Origin of the sequence: Streptomyces sp. SP18CS02, assembly GCF_036322365.1 — a bacterium.
Taxonomy (GTDB): domain Bacteria; phylum Actinomycetota; class Actinomycetes; order Streptomycetales; family Streptomycetaceae; genus Streptomyces.
On record NZ_JAQYXC010000288.1, the window covers coordinates 284,835 to 305,563 of the forward strand.

Here is a 20,729-nt window from a genome sequence, read left to right on the forward strand (position 1 = left end):
CCGGGGCGTCCGCGCTCGGCGTGTCCGTGGCGGGGTGCCCGTATCCGGCAGTGGGTGGCTCCGGGCCTCTGGACGGCGGGAACGTCATTCACCCGGCGGACGGCCGGACCGGTCCCGGGGCAGCGGCTGTTCGGTCCAGACGACCTTGCCCGTACCGGTGTACCGGGTTCCCCAGCGTTCGGCGAACTGGGCCACCAGGAACAGCCCCCGGCCGCCCTCGTCGGTGTTCGACGCCTTGCGCGGATGCGGAGCGGTACTGCTGCCGTCGAAGACCTCGCAGGTCAGGTCCCGGTCGCGGATCAGCCGTACCCGGATCGGCGGGTCGGCGTAGCGGATGGCGTTGGTCACCAGCTCGCTGAGGATCAGTTCGGTGGTGAAGGCCTCGTCCTCCAGTCCCCAGGAACGCAGGGTCCTCGTCACCTCGGCGCGCACCCGTGCGACGGCCGACGGATCGGACGGTACCTCCCAGGTGGCGACACGGCTCCGGTCGAGCATCCGCGTACGGGCGACGACCAGGGCGATGTCGTCGCGGGGACGCTCGGGCAGCAGGGCGTCCAGGAGGGCCCGGCAGGTCTCCTCCGGGCCTCCGGAGGCCCGCGTCAGCGTGCGGCGCAGCAGCTCCATCCCCTCGTCGACACCGCGCTCCCGGTCCTCGACGAGCCCGTCGGTGTAGAGGACCAGGGTGCTGCCCTCGGCCAGGCGGATCTCGGTCGCCTCGAAGGGCAGGCCACCGAGACCCAGGGGCGGCCCGCCCGGCAGTCCCAGGAACTCCACCCGGCCGTCCGGATGGACGATCGCGGGTTCCACGTGTCCGGCGCGGGCCATGGTGCACAGACCCGTGATGGGGTCGTACACCGCGTACAGGCAGGTCGCGCCGGTCACCGCCGTGATCGCGGTGCCGTCGGCCCCGCCGTCCCCGGCCTCCCGGCCCTCCTCCTCCTGATCGATGCGCGTGACCAGGTCGTCCATGTGCCACAGCAGCTCGTCCGGCGGTAGATCGAGATTGGTGAAGTTGTGCACCGCGGTGCGCAGCCTGCCCATGGTCGCCGCGGCGTGCAGGCCGTGGCCGACCACGTCGCCCACGACGAGCGCCACCCGCGTGCCGGGCAGAGGGATGACATCGAACCAGTCCCCGCCGACACCACCCAGCCCGGCCTGCGCCGGCAGGTAGTGGTGGGCCACGTCGAGGGCTGTCTGCTCCGGCAGCGCGCGCGGCAGCAGACTGCGCTGCAGGGCGACCGCCAGGGCGTGCTCGCGGGTGTAGCGCCGCGCGTTGTCGATGCTCACCGCGGCGCGGGCCACCAGCTCCTCCGCGAGCGACACATCCTCCGCGTCGAAGGGATCGGGCTCGTTCGCACGCCAGAAGGTCGCCACGCCCATGATGACGCCACGGGCGCGCAGCGGCGCCGCGATCATCGCGTGGATCCCGTGGGCGACCAGCAGGCGCGCCCGGTCCGGGTCGTGCGTCTGCCAGCCGGAGAACGTCGTCATGTCCGCTTCGAGGACGGCCTTCCCCGTCTCGAAGGCGACCGCCTGGGGCGTGGCCGCGACGAAGTGGACCAGGTCCCCGGACGCGTAGAGGGGGGAGTCCTCCCGGATGCCCGCGTACGCGATCCGGCGCATCTCCGTCTCCGGACCGGTGGGCTCCTCGCCCCGCAGCACCGGATCGGGCAGGTCCACGGTGACGTAGTCGGCGAACCGGGGCACCGCGAACCGCGCCAGTTCCTGGCTCGTGCGGGTCACGTCGAGGGTGGTGCCGATCTCCACGCCCGCGTCGTACAGCAGCTTGAGGCGGCCTTGTGCGACATCCGCCCTGCCGGTGAGCGCCCGCAGTTCGGTGGTGTCCCGCAGCGTGGCCACCGTTCCGGGGGGCCCGCCGTCGTCGCTGGTCGACCGTTGGTTGACGGCCAGCAGCCGTCCCTTGACCAGGTGCACCTCATCGGTGGCCGTACGTCCCGAACGCAGCAGCCGGGACATCGCCGACGGGACGCCCAGCTCGCGGACCGGGCGCCCGTCCGCGTTCGGGGCGAGGTCCAGCAACCGCCGGGCCTCGTCGTTGGCGAGCAGCAGCCGGCGATCGCCGTCGAGGATGAGCACGCCCTCCCGGACGGCATGCAGCACGGCGTTGTGGTGCTCGTACATCCGCGCCATCTCGGTGGGCCCCAGCCCGTGGGTCTGGTGGAGGAGACGCCTGCTGACCAGGGCGGTCCCCGCGGTCGCCAGCGCCAGCGCCAGTGCCCCGGCGCCGAAGAGGACGGGCAGCTGGTTCTCGACCAGCGAGTCGACCCGGTCCAGGGTGATGCCCGCCGAGACGAGGCCGACGATCCGGCCCCCGGCGTCGGTGGCGGGGGCCACGGAGCGGATGGAGGGACCCAGGGTGCCCGTCACGGTCTCGGTGACCGTCCCGCCCTCCGCCGCGGGCGCGATCGTGCCGATGTAGGGCTTGCCGATCTGGTCGGGGTCGGGGTGGGTGAGCCTGATGCCCTCCGTGGTCATGACCACGAGGAAGTCCATTCCCGACGCCTCGCGGGTCTCCTCGGCGCTGGGCTGCAGTGCCGCCGTCGGGTCCGGTCCCGTCAGGGCCTCCGCCACACCCGGCCCGTTCGCGTAGGTCTCGGCCACGGCGATCGAGCGGTTGCGGGCCTCCCGCTCGCCGGCGGTACGGGACTGCAGCAGAAGGGCCACCACGGCCGCGGCGACGAGCAGCACCACTACCGCCACCTGGAGGAAGAACACCTGACTGGCGACGGAACGCACACTCAACAGCGAGCGCAAGCGGCCGACAAGTCCGGCCATGCCTCCTTTCTAGCACCGGCCACGGGGGCGGGCGAACGATGACGGGCCCGCACGCCCGGCCCGGCTCCTCGCCCGCCTGTACGACCCCGGGTCCGCGCCGCCCACAGGACCGGGTGCGCGGCGCGGACGTACCGGACCGGGAAGTGCCGGCGTACGGCTTGGGGATCCACCGGTCGGCACGCCCGAACGGGCCGTTCCCCGTCCCGGAGTCGCAGCGCGGCTCCAGGGCGGGCGCGCGGAGGGCGCAGGGTGCGGGGCTCAGCCCTGCCCGGTGCCGTCGGTCCCGCCCTTGAGGCGTTCGATGTCCGAGGGGCGCACCTGGATGACCAGGAGGGCGATGAGCGCGGCGATCACGGCGAAGACGGCCGCCATGACGAAGGCCGCGGAGACACCGGAGGTGAGGATCAGGTCGGCCCCGGGCGGCGGCAGCTCCCCGGTGAGCCGGAAGCGCGCGAGTTCGGCCGGCGTCGCCCCGGCCAGGAAGTCCCGGGTCTGCCGGCCCGCCTCGCGCACGCTCGCCGTACCGAACACCGTGACCAGGATGGAGAGTCCCAGCGAGCCGCCGACCTGCTGGGCGACGTTGAGCAGGCCGGACGCGGCGCCCGACTCCCGCGCCGGCACGCCGGACAGCGCCATCAGCGTCAGGGAGACGAACTGCATGCCCATGCCCAGGCCGAAGACGAGCATCGGCCCCAGCACGCTGCCCGCGTACGTGGAGTGGACGTCGGTGGGCGTCAGCCAGGCCAGTCCCGCGGCGGCGAGCAGTGCTCCGGTCACCATGAACGGCTTGGGCCCGTACCTCGGCAGCAGCCGGGAGGCCAGGCCCGCACCGACCGCGATGACCGCGCTGACGGGAAGGAAGGCGAGACCGGCCCGCAGCGGGCTGAAGTCCAGGACGTTCTGGACGAAGAGGGTCAGGCGGTCGGGGAGGCGATCGCGCCGCCGGCCCCCTGGAGGGCGCGCGCGGCCAGCAGCTGACCGGAGGTCTGGGCCAGCCCGCCGAGCAGGGAGGCGATGACGAACAGCGCCACGCCGGAGACGAAGACCCTGCGCCGGCCGAGGATGTCGCCGGCCCGTCCTCCGAGCAGCAGCAGACCTCCGAAGGTGAGGGTGTAGGCGCTGACGACCCAGGAGAGGCCGGTGGTCGAGAACCCCAGGGAGCTCTGGATGTGCGGCAGCGCGACGTTCACGATGGTGATGTCGAGAACCACCATCAGCTGGCAGGAGGCGAGGACCAGGAGCGCAATCCCGCGGCCGCCGCCCCGCCGGGGAGCGGCGGCCTTCGGAGCGGGGGCCGGCCGGGAGGCGGTCATGGCGGAGCGATCACGCGTGTCGGCCGCGCGCGGCCCGAAGGAACGAGCGGTCCCCGGGAAGGCCGGTGCACTCCTGCGCACACCGATTCGTCCACCACTCGACGGTAGACCCGGTCCGGCACCCCGACCAGTCGATCAGCCGGAACCGTGCCGGTCGGTCAGCCGCCCCCGGGAAGGCGGCCCACCCGGGCGAGGACCAGGACGGTGTCGTCGGCCGGCCGGCCGGGCAGCAGGGTCGCCAGGATCCGGTCGGCCATGGCCTCCAGCGGTTCCTCCGGGTGCCCGGCCAGTGCGGTGCACAGCGCCGCCACGCCCGCGTCGATGTCCCGGTCGCGCGTTTCGATGAGCCCGTCGGTGTAGAGGGCGAGGGTGGCGCCCTCGGGCAGGCCGACCTCGATCGTGCGGAAGACCGAACCGCCCACCCCGAGGGGAACACCGAGGACGTCGTCGATCGTGTCGACGGTGCCGTCGGGGCGGAGCACCAGCGGCGGGGGATGTCCCGCGCTGGCGATGCGGGCCCGGCCGGTCGAGGGGTCGTAGAGGATGTACAGACAGGTCGCGAACTCGATCCCCGCCTCCTCGGCGCACTCGTCGAGCTCGGCCAGAAGGGCCTGCGGTTCCTGGTTGTGCCTGGTCAGCGCCTTGGTCGTGATGCGCAACCGGCCCATGGCCGCCGCGGCCGGCACCCCGTGCCCCATGACGTCGCCCACGACGAGCGCCACCCTGCCGCCGGGCAGGGTGATGGCGTCGTACCAGTCGCCGCCCACCTCGGTGACGCGGCTGCCGGGCACGTACCGGTGCGCGACGCGCACATGCGGGCCGGCGGCCGGGGCGGTGGGGAGCAGCGCGCGCTGGAGCGTGATGGAGATGTCCTGGACCTGGCTGTAGAGACGCGCGTTGTCCAGGCACAGCGCCGCGCGGGAGGCGAGCTCGCTCGCGAGGTCGAAGTCCTCGTCGGTGAACGGCGGCCTGGCCGAGGAGCGGCCGAACAGGGCGATCCCCTGGATGGCTCCCCGGGCGATCAAGGGGGCGATGAGGATGCGGTCCAGGCCGCTCTCGGCCAGGAGCCGGGCGCGCGCCGGGTCCATGACGGTACGGGCCAGGAACTCCTCGTCGATCGGCGCCGAGATCGGGCGGCCGGTGCTCAGCATCCGGTGGATCGCGGAGCCCGGAGGGTAGCGCAGGCGCTCCAGGCCCCCCACGATCTCGGTGGCGGGAGGCGGGAGGACCGTTCCGGCGGCGATCCGGCGGGTGAACAGGGGAAGCGCCGGGTCGAACGGCTCACGCTCGTCCATCCACTCGACGAGCTCCACCGTGGCGCCGTCGGCGAACTCCGGCACCGCGATGGCGACGAGCTCGCGCGCGGTGACGTCCAGGTCCAGGGTGGTGCCGATGCCGACGGCGGCCCGGGCGAGCAGCGCCAGCCGCTGACGGCCGGCCGTCGCCTCCACGATGGCCCGCTCCCGGTCGGTGACGTCCACGATCAGCCCGCCCACCCCGGGCGCGGTGCCGATGGCCCGGCTGAGCGGGAAGCAGCTCACCGACCGCACCTGGTCGCGGTCCGGGTGACCGGGGGTGCGCATGCCGACCAGGGCCCCGACGACGGGCTCCCCCCGCCGGGCGACACCGCGCAGCAGGCGCTCGTACGCTCCGCCGTCCGAGGCGAGCATGATGTCGGTCATGGGCCGTCCGAGGTGCTTCTCGATGGGGAGCCCGTCCATGTCGGCGAGCGCCTGGTTGAGGTGGACGTACCGCAACTCCTCGTCGAGCATGAACAGGCCGATCGGGCAGGTCGCGAAGAGGGCGTCGAGGAAGGCGAGGTTGGACTTGACCCGGTCGAGTTCGTCGCTGCGGCTCGCCAGGGCCATGACCACCGAGCGGCCCCCGGGGCCGGTCACGGGGAAGACCCGGAAACCGCAGTCGAAGACGGTGCCGTCCTGGTGCAGGGCGGGCAGCCGGCCGCGCCAGTAGCCGAGGGTCCGTCCTCGTTCGACCAGGCGGTCGGCGGCGTCCGCGGCGTACCCGGGCGGGTCGGGGAACAGGACGGAGCCCGGCCTGGACAGGACGGCCCGCGGATCGTGCCCGAAGAGCTCCTGGGCGCCGGGGCCCCAGTAACGGATCCGGTTGTCGTCGTCGAAGCCGAAGACGGCCAGGGCGACGTGCTGCAGCAGAGTCCCCGGCTCGGACCAGAGGGGGCCGTGAGCCTGCTCGCCCCCCGACCCGTCCGATGGCACCAGATGTTCCCTTCCGCCCACGGCGGACGCAGTGGGCCGCGTGTGCCCGAGGGGGGCGGGAGCGCGGCTCCCGCGCCTCGGCGCTGCCACCCATTGTGCGTGACCTCGCCGTCCAACGGCCGCCCGGACACATCTCGACGGATCCGCCCGGGGGTCGGTTCACGCCCTTCCGGTGCCCGGCGGACTGCTTGGCATAGACCTGACATATGTCAACGCGCTAGGCTTCGTCCGCTCGCGATGAGAGCGCTCTCAGAACCATGCCGCACCCCCACCCCTCCCACCGAGGACGAATGGAAAGGTTCTGCCCGTGAGACGCACCTCCGCATTACACGCCCCCGCCCTGCGCACGGCCCTGGCCGCCGCCCTGCTGCTCGCCGGAGGCCTGGCGGGCACCGCCGTCGGCACCCAGCCGGCGTCCGCCGCGCCGCCGGCCGCGCACGCGGCCGCTCCCGCCTCCACCGGCCTGCTCGAAGCGATGGAACGCGACTTCGGCCTGACCAGGGGGCAGGCCGAGGAGCGGCTGCGTGCCGAGAAGGCCGCGGTGACCGTGGAGAAGAAGGCACGGGACCTCGCGGGCCCGTCCTACGCCGGCTCCTGGTTCGACGCCGCGGACGGCAGGCTGAAGGTCGCCCTCACCAGCCGGGACAAGGCCGCCGAGGTCGAGGCCGCGGGCGCCGACGTCCGCGTGGTCCGCTACAGCGCGGAGCGGCTCGACCGCGTCAAGGAGCGCATCGACACCCTGTCCGCCCCGCCCGGGGTCAGCAGCTGGTACGTCGATCCGCAGCTCAACCGGGTCGTCATCAAGGTGGTGGACGCAGACCGCGAGAAGAAGGCGGTCCGCGCATTCGTCGAGCGTGCGAGCGCGGCCGGCCCCGTCTCCGTGGCCCGGACCGCGCAGGCCCCCGCCCCATACGCCGCGGGCACCGTGGGCGGCGACCCCTACTACACCGGCAACGTCCGGTGTTCCATCGGCTTCTCGGTGCACGGCGGCTTCGTCACGGCGGGGCACTGCGGCCGCGCGGGCGCCGCGGTGCGCGGCTGGGACGGCTCGGCCATGGGCACCTTCCAGGGCTCCTCGTTCCCGGGTGACGACTACGCGTACGTGAGCATCCACAGCGGCTGGTGGACGGTTCCCGTCGTCCTGGGCTGGGGCACCATACCCGACCGGCTGGTGCGGGGCTCGGCCGAGGCGCCCGTCGGCGCGTCCATCTGCCGCTCCGGTTCCACGACCCACTGGCACTGCGGCAACGTCCTGGCGAAGAACGAGACCGTCAACTACAGCCAGGGCGCGGTCCACCAGATGACGAAGACGAGCGTCTGCGCCGAGGGCGGCGACTCGGGCGGCTCCTTCATCAGCGGCGACCAGGCCCAGGGTGTGACGTCCGGGGGCTGGGGCAACTGCAGCGGCGGCGGGGAGACCTGGTTCCAGCCGGTCAACGAGATCCTGGGACGCTACGGCCTCACCCTGCACACCGCCTGACCGGACCTGGGCACGTCCCGTCCGGCCGCACGCGCGCGCTGAGAGAGGCGGGGAAACCCGGTGACCGGAATTGCCTCACGCATTCCGGTCACCTCGGGCATCGGCTGTACCGCCACCCCGCCCCTCCTTAGCATGTTCGTCTCACAACCTGATTTCCCATGACGCGGGTGAGGACTGGATGCGACGCGAGTCGTGGCGCCCTGACGCCATCGACACGAAGGTGCCCAGCGTGGCACGCATGTACGACTACTTCCTTGGGGGCGACGACAACTACCAGTCGGACCGCGACGCGTGCGAGGAGCTGCTGAAGCAGGTCCCGAGCACCATGACGCTGGCCGTCAACAACCGGCACTTCCTGCGGCGTGTGGTGCGCCTGCTGGCGTCCGAGTACGGCATCAGGCAGTTCATCGACCACGGTTCGGGCCTGCCCACGCAGGACAACGTCCATCAGGTCGCACAGGCTGTCGATCCCGAGGCCCGGGTGGTCTACGTCGACAACGATCCGATCGTGCTGGCGCACGGTCGTGCCCTGCTGGAGGAGAACGATCGCACCGCGGTCATCCAGGCCGATATGCGCGACACCGACGGCATCTTCGGCCATGAGGAGACGAAAAGGCTGATCGATTTCAGCCAGCCCGTCGCCGCCCTTTTCGTATCGGTTCTGCACTGCATTCCGGACGCGGACGATCCCGCCGGTCTGGTCCGGCGCGTCGCCGAGCGGCTGGCGCCGGGGAGTTTCCTCGTCGTCTGCCAGCTCGTCAGCGACCGCCCGGAGATCCGTACGTTCGTCACCGACTTCATGGCGGAGGCCACCGGGGGACAGTGGGGCCGGGTACGTGAGGAGGGCGAGGTCACCGCCTACTTCGACGGCCTGGAGATCCTGGAACCGGGATTGGTGGAGGTGTCGACCTGGCGGCCGGACACGCAGCTCGCGCCCATGCAGCTCACCGACGAGTGGATCGAGTGGGGCGGCGTCGCGCGGCTCGGTCACGAGGGTCTCGCGCCGTAGCGTCTCCTCCGCCGCCCGCGCCGCAACGCGTCGTACCCGTCGGGCCGCCCGGCCCTGCCCCTTCGCCGGGCAGGCCGGGCACGGCGGGCAGGCGCGGCTGCGGCGGGCCCGAGCACGCGACGGCACCGCGTCGACGCGCCAGGCTCCGTCCCGTACGGGGCCGGCCCCGGCCATGTGCCGGACTCGCCAAGCCGGGACGAACGCGACGGCGTGGATCGCTCCCCGGAGGTGCGGCCCGGATGAGGCAGCCGTTCGACCGGGGCCCCGGCCCGTGTCGCGGCGGGGCGACCGTCACGGGCGGCACGACGGCCGGCACCTCTGGCCGCGTGCGGCCGGTGGCGGCCGAGACCTGCCGGGGTCCGCTCTGCCGGGGCCCGTTCAGAGAGCCGACAGACGCTCGTGGAGGGCGGCGAGCGAATCGTTCGGGGTGAGGGCGCAGGCTCCGAGCCGGTCCAGCATGTCGCGGTACTGCTCCACGACCTGCGGCTTCTGGCTGAACGTGCTGTCCGTCAGGTGCTCGATGTAGACGGCGTCCTTCAAGTCGCCCAGGGCGAACCGCAGATAGGTCACACCCGTGCCGACGCCCACCGCGGCCGTCACGTCGAGCGGGGCGATCTGCAGGGTCACACGCGGGCGCTCCATCATCGCGATGAGGTGTTCGAGCTGGGCGCGCATCACCTGCGGCCCGCCGACCGTCCGCATCAGTACGGACTCGTCGATCACCGCCCACAGCCGAGGCGCCTCGGGCTGGTCGAGCTGCCGCTGCCTCTCCTGGCGCAGGTCCACCCGGCGCTGCACGTCGTGCGTGAGGAGGTGCCCCGGCCCCGACTGGATGACGGCTCGCGTATAGGCGGGAGTCTGCAGCAGGCCCGGCACGTAGAACGGTTCGTACGTGCGTATGGTCGCGGCCGCTCCTTCGAGGGCGACCAGCGGAGTGAAGAAGTCCGACAGGACGTCGCTGAACGAACGCCACCAGTCGGACTGGCGGGACTGCTGGACCAGCCGCAGGAACTCGGCGACCTGGTCCGCCTCCGTCACCCCGTACAGATCCAGCAGGGCCTGGGCGTCGGCCGGCTTGCAGCCGTGACGGCCCAGTTCGATGCGGCTGGTCTTGGACCGGGAGAAGCCCAGCTTGGTGTCGACGTCCGAGGGGTCGAGCCCCGAACTCAGCCGCAGTTCGCGCAGCTTGCCACCGAGAATGACCCTCAGCGCGGTCGGGTTGTTCTCGACCGCCCCCAGCGGCCGTACGAACAAGGACGGGCTCGGTTCGGCTGCAGCCATGACGCGCGCTCCTGCGGAGTATGGGAGAACGACTTTATCGGGCGTGCACCCGTGCGAGCCAGGGCTCCTCCGTCCCGTTGTGACGGCTTTCAGCCGATCATGCGGTCGAAGTCGCCGTCCCGCGCCCCCGCGACGAACGCGGCGACCTCGTCGCGCGTATAGACGAGTGCCGGTCCTTCGGGGTCCCGGCTGTTGCGTATCGCCACCTGCCCCCCGGGGAGTTCGGCCATTTCCACACAGTTCCCCGTGGCATTGCTATGACTGCTCTTGGTCCACGTCACCGAGGTCAGCGCGCTGGCCTGCATGCCGTTGAACAACTCCACTCCCACAAGCACCTCCAAAGTTCGTACGTCTGTTCCCCTGGATCCAGTCAGTGCAATTTCAGATGCAATTGCACTTCTGAGGTGCGCTCGACAATACTCGTCCCGCACCGGCTGCCGCAGCATCGAACACCGAAGCATGCAGGGAGACATGACCAGTGACGATCAGCATGTCGGCCTTATCGAGCGCAGACACCGGGCAGGGCGGTCGTTCCTTGCTCGTCGACCCGGACATCAGCCCCGGAGGGTTCGCCGCGTGCGGGCTGGACGGCCGGCTCCAGAACGCCTCGCAGGCGCGGGGGTTCGTCGCCGACACCCTCGACCAGTGGGCCCTGCGCCCCTTGATCATGGACATGAAGCTCGTCGTCAGTGAGCTCGTGACCAACGCCGTCCAGCACGCCGTGCTGCCCTGTCCGGACGACACCGCCGGCTACCCCGTCTGGCTCGGTCTCTTCCGCCACCCCGACCACCTCGTCTGCGCCGTGGCGGACCCGAGCCCCGAACCGCCCCGCCCGCGCGTCGTCGGCACATCGGCCACCGGCGGCAGGGGGCTCGCCCTGATCGGCTCACTGAGCGACAGCTGGTCCTGGTCCCCGACACCGCCGCGCGGGAAGACCGTGTGGGCGGCCCTGCCCCTGCCGGCGCACCGCGCCTGAACCGCCGCGCAGGGCCTGCGGAGTCCACAGCCCGCGGTCCGCGCCACCGCATGACGTACCGCGTGCGGGGGACAGCGGCGTCCAGGGCCGGGGCTCCCAGCGGCCCACCGCCACGGGGCGGTCGCCCTCGCCCCCGTGCGACGAGCGCTCTTGTGGCACGAGGGAGCCCGGGCCAAGGTGGTGACGTCCCTCCCGCCCGTCCCCTCCCGATCGGAGCGCGCGTGGCCCCCTTCGTCCTGCCCCATCATCTGCTCGGCGACGGATCCCATCGGGTCCTCGCCGTCCACGGCTGGTTCGCCGACCGCGACGCCTACGCGCCCGTGTCCCAGGACCTCGACCGCACCCGCTTCAGCTACGCCTTCGTGGACCTGCGCGGCTACGGAGAGGCGAAGGACGCCCCCGGGGCGTACACCACCGGCCAGGCCGCCCTCGACCTGCTCGACCTCGCCGACCGGCTCGGCTGGGACCGCTTCTCGATCGTCGGCCACTCCATGGGCGGCAGCGTCGCCCAGCGCGTCCTCGCCGCCGCTCCCGGGCGGGTCCGCAGACTCGTCGGGATCTCCCCGGTCCCCGCCTCCGGGCTTCCCCTGCCGCCGGGCCAGTGGGAACTGTTCGCCGGGGCAGCCGAACGCCCCGAGAACCGCCGCGCCATCATCGACATCACCACCGGCGGGGAGCGCCCCGCCGCCTGGCTCGACCGCATGGTGCGCCGCTCCCTCGACCGCAGCGACCCCGAGGCCTTCCGCGCCTGGCTCGACTCATGGGCGGGGGAGGACTTCCACATCGAGGTCACCGGTAACGACGTGCCCGCCCTGGCGGTGACGGGCGCCCTCGACCCGGCCCTCACCACCGACCTGCTGCGCCGGACCTGGCTCTCCTGCTACCCGCGTGGACGGCTCGTCGAACTGCCGGGCGCGGGGCACTACGCCATGGACGAGGTCCCGCTCGAACTACTGCGCACCGTCGAGGACTTCCTGCGCGCGGACGGTCCCGAGTGACCGCGACGACTGACGTCTTCGACCCCCGGCTGTACGCCCGCGGGATCCCGCACGACACCTACCGGGAACTGCGCGACCACGAGCCGGTGGCCTGGCAGGAGGAGTACGGCGTGCTGGGGTGGCCCGCCGGACCGGGCTTCTGGGCGGTGACCCGGCACCAGGACGTCGTCCGGGTCCTCAAGGACGCCCGCTCCTTCTCCTCGTGCCTGGGAGCCACCCAGATCCGCGACCCCGATCCGGCCGACCTGCCCTTCATCCGCCGCATGATGCTCAACCAGGACCCGCCGGACCACGGACGGCTGCGCCGCCTGGTGAGCCGCGCGTTCACACCGGGCCGGACCGGGCGCTTCGGGACGGACATCCGCCGACGGGCCCGGGACCTCCTCGCCTCGGCGTACGCCACGGCCCGTGACGGCGACGGGACCGTTGACCTCGTCCGGGCCGTCACCGACGAGTACGCCCTGCTCAACCTCGCCGACCTGCTCGGGGTGGACAGGAGCGACCGGACGCTGCTCCACGCCTGGACGGAGCGGGTCATCGGCTACCAGGACCCGGACGAACCGCCGGTGCTCGACCCGGAGGGACGGCCCGTCGACCCGCGCTCGCCCGCCCTGCTCCAGGAGATGTTCACCTACGCCCGACGGCTCGCGGCGCACAAGCGCCGGCACCCCGGCGACGACGTGATGACCTCCCTCGCCCACGCCGGGCTCCGCGAGGGCGAGCTGGAGATGTTCTTCTTCCTGCTGACCGTCGCGGGCAACGACACCGTCCGCAGCGCGGCGCCGGGCGGCCTGCTCGCGCTCGCCGCACACCCCGACGAGCAGCGCAGACTGCGCGCGGGGGAGGCCGGCCCGGAGACCGCGGTCGACGAACTGCTGCGCGTCCACCCGCCGGTGCTCACCTTCCGCCGTACGGCGGCGCAGGACTGCGAACTGGCCGGCCGGCACATCCGGCGGGGCGACAAGGTCGTCGTCTTCCACGCCTCCGCCAACCACGACGAGCGCGTCTTCCGCGAGCCGCACCGCCTGGACCTGGCCCGCTCGCCCAACCCGCACGTCTCCTTCGGCCACGGCCCGCACGTCTGCCTGGGCGCGCACTTCGCCCGCCTGCAACTGCGCGTCCTGCACGAGGAGGTCCTGCGGACGCTTCCGGAGTACACCCTGGCGGGTCCGCCCCGCAGGCTGGTCTCCAACTTCATCAACGGCCTGAAAACACTGCCCCTGCGGCTCGGCCGGCCGGAGACCCCGGCGGGCCCGCCGATGGACCGGTGAGCAGGGGTTCCGGCACGGCCGCCGGGGGAGGGCGGCCGTGCCGGAGGCTCACACGGCGCGCCCGACGACGAACGGCATCAGCGCGAGGAGCTCCGCGGCCGGGCCCGGCTCCAGCGGGACGCTGCGCAGACTCCTCCTGGCCAGTACCAGGCGGCGGCGCGCCTCGTCCGTGGCCGCCTCGCGACCGCCCGCCTCCTCGACCAGCAGGGCGGCCCGCCGCAGGCCGTCGGCGTCCAGCTCGCCCGGCGCCTCCAGCAGGGCGGCCAGCCGTCCCGACGCCGGTGAACCCGCCGCCAGCGCCGCCAGTACGGGCAGCGTCTTCTTGCGCCGGCGCAGGTCACCGAGGACCGGCTTGCCCGTGGTGGCGGGGTCGCCCCACAGGCCCAGCACGTCGTCCACGGCCTGGAAGGCCACGCCGAGCTGGCGCCCCGCCGTGGACAGGGCCCGCACGGTGGGCGCGGGCGCGCCGGCCAGCAGGGCCCCGAGCGCCGCGGCGCAGCCCAGCAGCGCGCCGGTCTTCTGCTCGGCCATCCGCAGGTAGGCGTCGACGGGGACCGCCTCGGGGCCCGTCCACGGGCGGCGCTCGAAGAGGAGGTCGTCGGACTGGCCGGCGACAAGGTCCCGAAGGTCCGCCGAGAGCCTGCGTACCGCCTCGGCGCCGTGCGGGCCGGGCGAGCCGGCCAGGACCTCGTAGGCCAGGGCGAACAGGGCGTCCCCGGCCAGTACCGCGGGGCCCGTCCCGTACGCCTTCCAGACGGCGGGGCGCCGTCTGCGGGTCTCGTCGCCGTCCATGATGTCGTCGTGCAGCAGGGAGAAGGCGTGGACGAGTTCGACGGCGACGGCTCCGTCCACGGCGGTCCCGCCCGAAGCACCCGCCGCCTCCGCGCACAGGACGGCCAGCGCCTGGCGCACGCCCTTGCCGCCGGAGCCGGCCGAGCGGGCCTCGCCCGGGCCCGTGCCGTCACCGGCCTCGTGCCATCCGAACGCGTATCCGGCCATCTCCGCGGGCCAGGCGTGGAGCCGGCCGACACGGTCTCGCAGGGCGGGCTCCACCAGGGCCCGGCAACGGCTCAGCGACTCCGCGGCCGAGGGAGCGGTGGCCACCGGAGAGGTCATCGCGCCGCCCCCGGTGCGGCGGCGCCGGCGTCCTCCCCGCCGGTGCCGGCGGCTGTGTCCGTCTCCGTGTCGTCGGTGGGGAGCAGCCCGAACTCGGCCCGGGCCTTGTCGACCATGGCGCGCGCGTGGCGCAGCCCTATTCGGTCCAGCACCCCGCCCAGTTCGGTGAGTTCGGCGGCCGTCCTGGAGCGGTCCTCCCCGAGACGGGCGCGCGCCTTGACCGCGCCCAGCCGGGACAGCGCCTCGCCGCGCGGCTCGTCCATCTCCCGGAACTCGGCGAGTGCCTGCTCGTACATCTCATGCGCCTGCGCGTACCGGCCGGCCCGGTAGAGCACATTGGCCCGCATCTTGTGGTTGTAGGCGAGGGCGCTCGACAGGTTCATCTCACGGCAGCCCGATTCGGCCCGGTCCAGCAGGGCGAGGGCCCCCTCGGTGTCCCCGTCGCGGACGGAGACGATGTCGGCGAGCCCGCGCAGGGCCCAGGCGTGGCCGCGCCGGTCGTCCGCCTTGGCCGCGATCCCGGCCGCCTCCTCGAAGAGGTCGTACGCCGTGTCGTACCGTCCGCTGTTGCGGTGCATCTGCGCGATGCCCTCGAGGGCCCACACGGTGTGCCGGGCCTCGCCCCGCTTGCGCGCCTCGGCGAGCAGTTCGTCGTGCAGTGCGCCGACCGCCTGGTAGTCGCCCTGGATCCGGCCGGTCTCCGCCAGCCCCGCGAGCGAGTAGCCGTGCGCGACGACGTCTCCGCCCCGTTTGCCCATGTCGGCGGCGTGACGCAGCAGACGGAAGGCGAGGGCGAGCGATCCGCGCTGCCGGGCGAGGGTGCCCCCGCTCCACAGCGCCCAGGCCATCGCCGACCGGTCCCCGACGGAACGGGCCGTGCGATAGCCGGCCTTCCAGGCCCGGTCCGCGGCGCGGACATGACCGAGTCTGCGGTTCGCCTCGGCGACCGCGAGCGCGGCGCGCGCCGTCTCGTGGGCGTCACCGTCCCGCTCGGCGGCTGTCAACTGCTCGGTGGCCGCGGCGAGGACATCGCTGAGCGAGGAGTTCACCGACAGGGCGCTGAGAGCACCTTGGTACTCCGGCGCGAGTGCTTTGCTGAACATCGGTGCCTTTCCGCCAGGGGCGACCACGGTCCGTACGGCGAAGGGACCTTCACCGCGGTGCCCCCTTCTTGTTCGTCTCTACAGCTGGCTGCGCGCGCTTCGGGAGAGAAGAGGATCAAGGAGGCGAGGAGGTTCCACTTCTTCGCGACGGCTTCCCGGACGGATTCCGCGGACGGCTTCCCGCAGGACCTTCCGCGGCTTCGGCACGGCTGCCGCGAACATGCGCGGAGGGCCCGCCGGGAGGGGGTGTCGGCCGCGGCGCGGTGTCGTCCCGCACGGTGCGGGGCGCCCTTATGCCGGACCGGATGCGTCCCGGCCCGGTGATGCCGCGACACGCAGCCGCACCGGCGCGGTCCGCACGGGCTCCGGCAGGTGAAATCCCCGGTCGCCGGGCGTGAGGGAGCCCAGGACGCTCGGGTGCCGGGCGCCCGTGCACGTCGGCAGCGTCCCGGGCAGGCCGTGCGCGGTCAGGAAGCCGAGCACCGCGAAGGCGTACGCCTCCTTTGCCGCCGACGGCAGCCCCAGCTCGTCCGAGCCGCGCAGGGGAACCCCGCGAAGTTCCGTACGCAGCATGGACATCAGCACCGGATTGCGGGTGCCGCCGCCCGAGGCGATGACCTCGGTCGCGTGCACGGACCGGGCCGCGTCCGCCACCGTCAGCGCCGTCAGCCGGGTGAGGGTGGCGACCACGTCCTCCACGCACGGCCGGCCGTGGGAGGAAGGGGAGCCGTCCAGCAGCGACAGCAGATAGGGCAGGTGGAACAGCTCCTTTCCGGTCGTCTTCGGCGGCGGCGCCGAGTAGTACGGCTCCGCCGCCAGCCGCCGGAGCAACGCGTCGTCGACCGTGCCGCGCGAGGCGAGCGCGCCGTTCTCGTCGTAGGCGAGCGCCCCGCCGGTGAGGTGGTGCACCGCCGCGTCGATCAGCGCGTTCGCCGGGCCCGTGTCGAAGGCGACCGGGTCGCACGCCTCCGCGGCCACCGTGATGTTGGCGATGCCGCCGAGGTTCAGGGCGACGGGCACACCCGGCCGCCCGCGCAGCCACATGACGTCCACGACGCTCACCAGCGGAGCCCCCTGACCGCCGGCGGCGACGTCCCGGGTCCGCAGGCCGGAGACGACGGGGCGGCCCGTGGCCTCGGCGATCCAGGCCGGGGCGCCGATCTGGAGGGTCCCCCGCACCCGGCCGTGCTCGGTCCAGTGATGGACGGTCTGGCCGTGCGACACCACCAGGTCGGCGCTTCCGCCGCACAGTTCCCGGTCGGCCCGCACGGCGAGTGAGGCGAACGTCTGGCCGATGAGGGTGTCGAGCAGACACACCTCCCGCATCGTGGTCGCCGCCGGGGGCAGTGCGGCGACCAGGGCGGTGCGCAGCTCCTCGGGGTAGGGCTCACCGACCATGCCCAGCGGAGTGAGGAACAGGGTGTCCCCGTCGATCACCAGATCCGCCGCCGCGGCGTCGACCGCGTCGTGGGAGGTGCCCGACATCAGTCCGATGACCCGCACGGCTGCCTCCTCCTCATCGGTCGCGCAACGGACGCCGGTGGTCGTCGCCGCGCAGGGTGGCGAGGGCGAGCGCACTGACCAGAGCCGTCACCACCACGTAGTAGGCGGGGACGTCGACGTCTCCGGTGCGCGCGATGATCCAGGTGATGACGAGCCCCGCGCAGCCGGAGAACACGGCGTTGGACAGCGCGTAGGCGAGACCGAGCCCGGTGTAGCGGACACGGGTGGGGAACATCTCGGAGAGCATCGCCGGGCCGGGACCCGCCAGCAGACCGACGGCGGCACCCGCGGCGAACACCGCCAGACCCTTGGCGAGGGCCGGGGCGGCGGCGTCCTGCACCGAATTCAGCAGCGGCAATGCCAGGGCTGCGACCAGGACCGCACCCGCCGTCATCACCGAGCGCCTCCCGATCCGGTCGCTCAGCGCCCCGGCAGGCAGGATCGAGGCGGCGAAGCCCGCGTTGGCGAGCACCGTGGCGATCAGGGCCTGCTGGAACGTGGCCCGGAGCGAGGTCTGGAGGTAGGAGGGCAGGACCACCAGGAAGGTGTAGCCGGCCGCCGACCAGCCCATCAGGCGCCCCGCGCCCAGCACGATCGCCACGGCCGCCTCGCGGACGGGGGCGACGGGCCGGCCCTCCCCGCCCGTCGTCGCGTGCCCGCCGGGATCGTTCGCGAGCGCCCGCCCGCGCCGGAACGCGGGCGTCTCCTCCAGGCTCAGCCGCAGCCACAGGGCGGCGAGCCCCAGGGGCAACGTCATCAGGAACGGAACCCGCCAGCCCCACGCGTTCAGTTCCGCCTGGGTCAGCACGGCCGCCAGAAGCGCCGCCGCACCCGCGCCGCCGAGCAGGCCGAGCGCCACGGTGAAGGACTGCCACGCGCCGTACAGCCCCCGCCTGCCCGGTGGGGCGGACTCGGTCATGACGGAGACCGCACCGCCGAACTCACCGCCCGCCGACAGCCCCTGGAGCGCCCGCAGGCATGTGAGCAGCCAGGGCGCGGCGGCGCCGATCGTCGCGTACGTCGGCAGCAGACCGATCAGGGTGGTGGCGCCGGTCATGAGCAGAAGCACCAGGATGAGCGTCGGCCGCCGCCCCAGACGGTCACCGACGCGACCGAAGACCGCAGCGCCGACCGGACGGAAGAAGAAGGCCAGCGCGAAGGAGGCGTACGTCCTGATGAGGGCCTCGGCGTCACCACCGCCCTGCGGGGTGAAGAAGTTGGCGGCGATGACCGTGGCGAAGTAGCCGTAGACGCCGAACTCGTACCACTCGACGAAGTTGCCCACCGACCCCGCGACCAGCGCTCTTCGCGGCCCCGGGGGCGCGCTGTCACTGCTTTTGCCCGGGGCGGCGGGCATGGCGTGGTCCGTCGGAGCGGCGTCCGGCGGGGGATCGGCCGGGTCGTGCACGGAACCGGACATGCGGGGGTGTCCTCTCGGCGCTCGTGCCGGGGGTGCCGTAGCGGGATCCTCGGGAAGCCGGTCACCCGTCGCGGCTCTCCGCCGGCACCACCGACCGCGAACCGGCCGTGCCGAAGACCCGGTCGAGCTGGAGGTCGAGCAGGGCGACCGCCTGCTCCGCGCTGCGCTGTCCCAGGAGCACCCCGGCCCGCAGACCGTGGGCACCGGCCAGCAGGAACGCCGCCTCGGAGCGCGTGTCGACGGCCGGGGACACCGGGTCCGCCGGCCGGCCCCGGCCGATCAGCGCGGCGACCAGCTCTTCGAGCGCGAGAGGTGCGTCGCGGGCCTCCCGGGCGAGGGCGGGATCGCGGAGGAAGCGGAGGAAGTAGGCCGCGTGCACCAGGTGCCGGGTCCTGCGCTCCCGGTCGAGCGGGAGCAGCTCCAGCAGGATGTTCCGCAGGATCGCCCGTGGCCCCGCGTCCGCCCCGAGAGCCGTCACGCGCGCGTGGGCCCGCTGCTCGGCGTCCGCGTCGAGAATCTCCAGCGCGGTCAGCAACAGGCCGTCGCGGGAGCCGAAGTAGTACTGCACCAGTCGCACCGAGACACCGGCCTCGGCAGCCACCTGCCGCAGGGTGACGTCCTCCAGCCCGCCCCGTCCCGCCAGCCGCCACACCGCCTCCGCGATCTGGCGGCGGCGCTGATCGTGATCTGCCTGTCGGGGCATCCGCCCCTCCCTTCGCACCTACGGCGGCGACTCTCCGTCAGCGTCGCGGTTCGATCGTAGACAGACGACGCCCCTGCGTACCCGGTCCGTTGACGGACCTCTTGGGCATGGAAGGTGAAGCACGCACGGGTGCACCGGCGGTGGGGGCGGATCGCCGGCACGGCCCGCCGGTCGTCGGCTTCCTTCGGGGCGGATGGCCGCGGTCACGAGGAGGGAGCCCGCAGGACGAGCACCGCGTGACACGGCGGACGGGGCGGGCGACGGCGAGGAGCGCCGTACACGGCTTCCGCGGGCCGCCGTCGTCACGCGCGCACGTCCGCGCCACGGCGCCCGCCCGGCCGCGGGTCCGTGCCCCCGGCGTCGTCGGCGGGGGCACGGACCCGGGACCGGGCGGGCGGCGGGTTTCCCGAGGGAGGAGAACGGTTCAGGTGCTGTTGGTCGCGTCCGGCTCCCGCTGGCGCAGCACCAGCACCGAGCCCGCGAGGATCGCGCCGCTCGCCGCGACCAGCACCGCCACGGTGCTCGCCCATGCGTAGGCGCCGCCCAGGCTGCTCCTGAGCAGAGGGAGGCCGGAGACGCCCGCCACCCCGTGCAGGGCGATCACACCGACGGCGGTGGCGGCGGCGGCCGCCCAGGCCAGGGCGGTGTCCCGAACGGCCAGCCACAGGCCCAGCATCAGGCAGAGCACCGTGACGGCCACCGACAGCGCGTCCGCGTAGCCGCCGGAACGCAGCAGTGCCAAGTCCGTCGGCAGATGGATGATCCCGCAGGCCAGCAGGGCCGTCGCCGCGGGCCATCGCAGCGGGGAACGGAACGGCCCGGTCGCGGCGTCGCCCGCCCCGCGGGCCAGCGCGCCGATGCCCCCGGGGACACCGCGGGACCCTGCCGGAGACCAGGGGCGGTCGACGGACGGCAGGCCCGGCGGCGGCCCGGCCGGCCCGGTGGGCATGCCGTCGGTAAGCCGGTCGGACGGCTGCGTCTCCCGGCCGGGTACGGACCCCCGCTCGGGTACGGACCCCCGGTCGTTCGCGGCGGATCCGGCTCCCGCGGCGGCCGCGCCGCTCGCGTCGGTGCCCAGGATGTTCACCAGTTGGGCCACGTCCTCGATGGGCCTGCCCACGGCCGCCGCGCGCAGCGTGGTGTCGGCCTCGCCGACCTCGTGCGGCGGCTCGGTGAGCAGGGCCACCAACTGCCGGACCTCGTCGAGCGGGCGGGCCACCGCGGCCGCCCGCAGCGCCTCGTCCCCCGGGTTGCTCACCGCCTTGGTCCGCTTGAGCAGACTCACCAGCGCGGCGACCTCGTCCAGCGGCCGGTAGGTGGCGGCCGTCCAGAGCAGGGTGCGTATGGGCTCGTCGTGCGGGTCCGGGTCGGGGCCCTGCGGATCGGCGGCACACACGGCGGCGTAGGCGGCCGCGTACGCCGCTTGGGCGTCGGGCGGCTGGGCACGGTCCTCGTCGCCGGTGGAGGGGGGAGTGGGGTCGGTTGCCATGGCGCGGCTCCGTTCGCCGAACTGCACGGGTCGGCAC

At 73.5% G+C, this 20,729-nt stretch carries 15 protein-coding genes and 1 pseudogene; 5 read left to right on the plus strand and 11 right to left on the minus strand.

What is annotated here, in order from left to right; genetic code table 11:
* Window positions 1-84: 84 nt before the first annotated feature.
* From PUR26_RS19745 to PUR26_RS19755, 3 genes and pseudogenes are all read right to left on the minus strand, one after another.
* A complete protein-coding gene (locus PUR26_RS19745) occupies window positions 85-2,796 on the minus strand; it encodes a SpoIIE family protein phosphatase (RefSeq protein WP_329873736.1) in 2,712 nt (903 codons plus the stop codon).
* A gap of 258 nt (window positions 2,797-3,054) precedes the next feature.
* Window positions 3,055-4,109 (minus strand): annotated as a pseudogene (locus tag PUR26_RS19750) (MFS transporter).
* Window positions 4,110-4,267: 158 nt separating this feature from the next.
* A complete protein-coding gene (locus PUR26_RS19755; protein ID WP_329873737.1) occupies window positions 4,268-6,343 on the minus strand; it encodes a SpoIIE family protein phosphatase in 2,076 nt (691 codons plus the stop codon).
* A 307-nt stretch (window positions 6,344-6,650) separates the two neighbouring features.
* Between PUR26_RS19755 and PUR26_RS19760 the strand changes: the two genes are divergently transcribed.
* Window positions 6,651-7,823, plus strand: a complete 1,173-nt coding sequence (locus PUR26_RS19760) for a S1 family peptidase (protein WP_329873738.1) — start codon at window positions 6,651-6,653, stop codon at window positions 7,821-7,823.
* A 178-nt stretch (window positions 7,824-8,001) separates the two neighbouring features.
* On the plus strand, window positions 8,002-8,832 hold the full coding sequence (locus PUR26_RS19765) for an SAM-dependent methyltransferase (protein ID WP_329873739.1): 831 nt from the start codon (window positions 8,002-8,004) through the stop codon (window positions 8,830-8,832).
* A gap of 378 nt (window positions 8,833-9,210) precedes the next feature.
* On the opposite strand, the gene PUR26_RS19770 is transcribed toward PUR26_RS19765, so the two are convergent.
* Both PUR26_RS19770 and PUR26_RS19775 read right to left on the minus strand, forming a co-directional pair.
* A complete protein-coding gene (locus tag PUR26_RS19770) occupies window positions 9,211-10,113 on the minus strand; it encodes a helix-turn-helix domain-containing protein (RefSeq protein WP_329873740.1) in 903 nt (300 codons plus the stop codon).
* A gap of 89 nt (window positions 10,114-10,202) precedes the next feature.
* Window positions 10,203-10,436, minus strand: a complete 234-nt coding sequence (locus PUR26_RS19775; RefSeq protein WP_329873741.1) for a DUF397 domain-containing protein — start codon at window positions 10,434-10,436, stop codon at window positions 10,203-10,205.
* Window positions 10,437-10,648: 212 nt separating this feature from the next.
* Here PUR26_RS19775 and PUR26_RS19780 point away from each other — a divergent pair, with 212 nt between their 5' ends.
* From PUR26_RS19780 to PUR26_RS19790, 3 genes are all read left to right on the plus strand, one after another.
* Window positions 10,649-11,089, plus strand: a complete 441-nt coding sequence (locus PUR26_RS19780; RefSeq protein WP_329873742.1) for an ATP-binding protein — start codon at window positions 10,649-10,651, stop codon at window positions 11,087-11,089.
* 221 nt (window positions 11,090-11,310) lie between these two features.
* Window positions 11,311-12,087 (plus strand): alpha/beta fold hydrolase, encoded by a 777-nt coding sequence (locus PUR26_RS19785; RefSeq protein WP_329873743.1) that lies wholly within the window; start codon window positions 11,311-11,313, stop codon window positions 12,085-12,087.
* The gene (locus tag PUR26_RS19790) at window positions 12,084-13,358 is read left to right on the plus strand and encodes a cytochrome P450 (protein ID WP_329873744.1); all 1,275 of its coding nucleotides are present in this window, start codon (window positions 12,084-12,086) and stop codon (window positions 13,356-13,358) included. Before PUR26_RS19785 ends, PUR26_RS19790 begins: the two co-directional genes overlap by 4 nt.
* A gap of 48 nt (window positions 13,359-13,406) precedes the next feature.
* Here the strand turns inward: PUR26_RS19790 and PUR26_RS19795 are convergent, their stop codons facing one another.
* The 6 genes from PUR26_RS19795 to PUR26_RS19820 form a co-directional block, all read right to left on the minus strand.
* Entirely contained in the window at window positions 13,407-14,474 is a 1,068-nt protein-coding gene (locus PUR26_RS19795; protein ID WP_329873745.1) for a polyprenyl synthetase family protein, read from the minus strand.
* Window positions 14,471-15,577, minus strand: a complete 1,107-nt coding sequence (locus PUR26_RS19800; protein ID WP_329873746.1) for a tetratricopeptide repeat protein — start codon at window positions 15,575-15,577, stop codon at window positions 14,471-14,473. The genes PUR26_RS19795 and PUR26_RS19800 overlap by 4 nt, the downstream gene beginning before the upstream one ends.
* Before the next feature lie 291 nt (window positions 15,578-15,868).
* Window positions 15,869-17,080 carry an anhydro-N-acetylmuramic acid kinase gene (locus PUR26_RS19805; RefSeq protein WP_329873747.1) on the minus strand — a complete coding sequence of 404 codons (1,212 nt, stop codon included), beginning with the start codon at window positions 17,078-17,080 and terminating at the stop codon, window positions 15,869-15,871.
* Between the two features lie 13 nt (window positions 17,081-17,093).
* Complete coding sequence (locus PUR26_RS19810) at window positions 17,094-18,437, minus strand: MFS transporter (RefSeq protein ID WP_329873859.1); 1,344 nt, start codon at window positions 18,435-18,437, stop codon at window positions 17,094-17,096.
* A gap of 124 nt (window positions 18,438-18,561) precedes the next feature.
* Entirely contained in the window at window positions 18,562-19,203 is a 642-nt protein-coding gene (locus PUR26_RS19815; RefSeq protein WP_329873748.1) for a TetR/AcrR family transcriptional regulator, read from the minus strand.
* A gap of 424 nt (window positions 19,204-19,627) precedes the next feature.
* A complete protein-coding gene (locus PUR26_RS19820) occupies window positions 19,628-20,692 on the minus strand; it encodes a hypothetical protein (RefSeq protein WP_329873749.1) in 1,065 nt (354 codons plus the stop codon).
* Between the last annotated feature and the right edge of the window lie 37 nt (window positions 20,693-20,729).